A 2,087-nucleotide genomic window follows, 5' to 3' on the forward strand; every position below is an offset into this window, starting at 1 on the left:
GGCCTGGGCATGCGTTGGATGGGCGTGTTGTTCTCAGTTTTCCTAATCATCGCTTTTGGTTTGGTATTCAACGCCGTACAAGCGAACTCAATTGCAAACGCAATGAGCAACGCATTTGGTTGGAATGACCTATACGTTGGTATTGCTGTTGTTGTACTTTCAGCTGTAGTTATCTTCGGTGGTATCAAGCGTATCGCGAAAGTAGCTGAGCTGATCGTTCCTATCATGGCACTGCTATACCTAGTACTAGCATTGTTCGTTGTATTCTCAAACCTAGAGAAACTACCAGATGTATTGATGCTGATCTTCAAGAGCGCATTCGGTCTGCAAGAAGCTGCAGCGGGTGGTCTTGGTTATGCGATTGCACAAGCAATGATCAACGGTATCAAACGTGGTCTATTCTCGAACGAAGCGGGTATGGGTTCTGCGCCTAACGCGGCAGCGTCGGCAACGCCTTACCCACCGCACCCAGCATCTCAAGGTTACGTTCAGATGCTAGGCGTGTTCATGGATACGATCGTTATCTGTTCTGCAACAGTAGCGATTATCCTGATGTCGGGCGAGTATGTAGGTCAGGCAACGGAAGTTACTGGTATTGAGCTAACTCAGCGTGCATTGAGCTCGCAAGTTGGTGATTGGGGCGGCATCTTTGTTGCAGTTGCAATCTTCTTCTTCGCGTTTACTTCAATCATCGCGAACTACTCTTACGCAGAAACGAACCTGATCTTCTTGGAGCACAACCATAAAGCTGGTCTAAGCATCTTCCGCGTTGTAGTTCTTGGCATGGTAATGTTTGGTGCGCTAGCGTCTCTTCCTGTGGTTTGGTCGTTGGCTGACGTTTCGATGGGTCTGATGGCGATTGTTAACTTGGTAGCGATTCTGTTGCTATCGGGCATCGTGATCAAACTGGCGAAAGACTACAACCGCCAGCTAGGCGAAGGTAAAGTACCAACGTTCGATGCGAACGATTTCCCTGAGCTTAAGTCTCAGCTAGAAGACGGTATTTGGGACAACACTAAGAAAGACTAAGTGTTCTCCTATCGTTAAAAGCTATTAAGACGATTCGTAAAGCCATGCAGACAATGCATGGCTTTTTTTGTACCCTAATAAAAAACAAAATTAGGGAAGTGAAAGTCATGCTTATCGTAGTTTCTCCAGCGAAGACCCTCGATTACGAGTCTCCGCTCGCGACAGAAAAATTTACTCAACCAGAGTTAATTGAATATTCAAAAGAATTGATCGACGTTTGCCGCAAACTGACGCCTGCTGATGTTGCCTCTTTAATGAAAGTGAGTGACAAGATAGCCGATCTGAACGTCGGGCGATTCCAAGAGTGGAGCGAAACGTTCACAACGGAAAACTCGCGTCAGGCCATTTTTGCGTTTAAAGGTGATGTGTACACGGGCTTGGAAGCTGAAACACTATCAGATGCGGACTTCGAATACGCGCAAAAACACTTACGCATGCTATCTGGTCTGTACGGTCTGCTCAAACCGCTCGACTTAATGCAACCATACCGTCTGGAGATGGGGACAAAACTGGCGAACGAGAAAGGAAGCAACCTGTACCAGTTCTGGGGCAATGTGATTACCGACAAGCTCAATGAAGCGATTGCTGAGCAAGGTGACAATGTTTTGATCAATCTTGCGTCGAATGAGTATTTTAAAGCGGTGAAGCCAAAGAACTTGGATGCACAAGTGATTACGCCAATTTTCAAAGACTGTAAGAATGGCCAATACAAGGTGATCAGTTTTTATGCGAAGAAAGCGCGTGGCATGATGGCGCGTTACATCATCGAAAATCGCATTGAGAGCGTGGCGGATTTAACGAAGTTTGATACCGCTGGCTACTACTTCGTTGAGGAAGAGTCGACACCAACAGACTTGGTATTTAAACGTGAAGAGCAAAACTGATTGAAGCGCAATACGCGTTATTAATTGAAAGCTACACAAACGAAAAAGGGTTGGCACTGCCAACCCTTTGTTATTTCTATTTGGGCTTTTTAAGCCTCAACAAGATTACTTCTTCTTAGCGGTTTTCTTTTTCGCTACTTTTTTCTTGTCGTCTTTTTTCTTTTTCTTCTTAAA

General features: G+C 45.4%; 2 protein-coding genes. Both read left to right on the forward strand.

Annotation, left to right across the window (positions count from 1 at the left end; translation table 11 throughout):
- On the forward strand, positions 1-1,029 hold a 1,029-nt coding region (locus R7Q47_RS23360; protein WP_318089444.1), incomplete at its 5' end, for an alanine/glycine:cation symporter family protein.
- 107 nt (positions 1,030-1,136) lie between these two features.
- Entirely contained in the window at positions 1,137-1,913 is a 777-nt protein-coding gene (yaaA, locus tag R7Q47_RS23365) for a peroxide stress protein YaaA (RefSeq protein ID WP_025505368.1), read from the forward strand.
- Positions 1,914-2,087 lie beyond the last annotated feature (174 nt).

Source organism: Vibrio sp. Vb0349 (assembly GCF_033338975.1).

What these genes read in the sequence shown, in the direction of transcription:
- yaaA (WP_025505368.1), top strand. Translation starts at nt 1,137, where the DNA reads ATGCTTATCGTAGTTTCTCCAGCGAAGACCCTCGATTACGAGTCTCCG.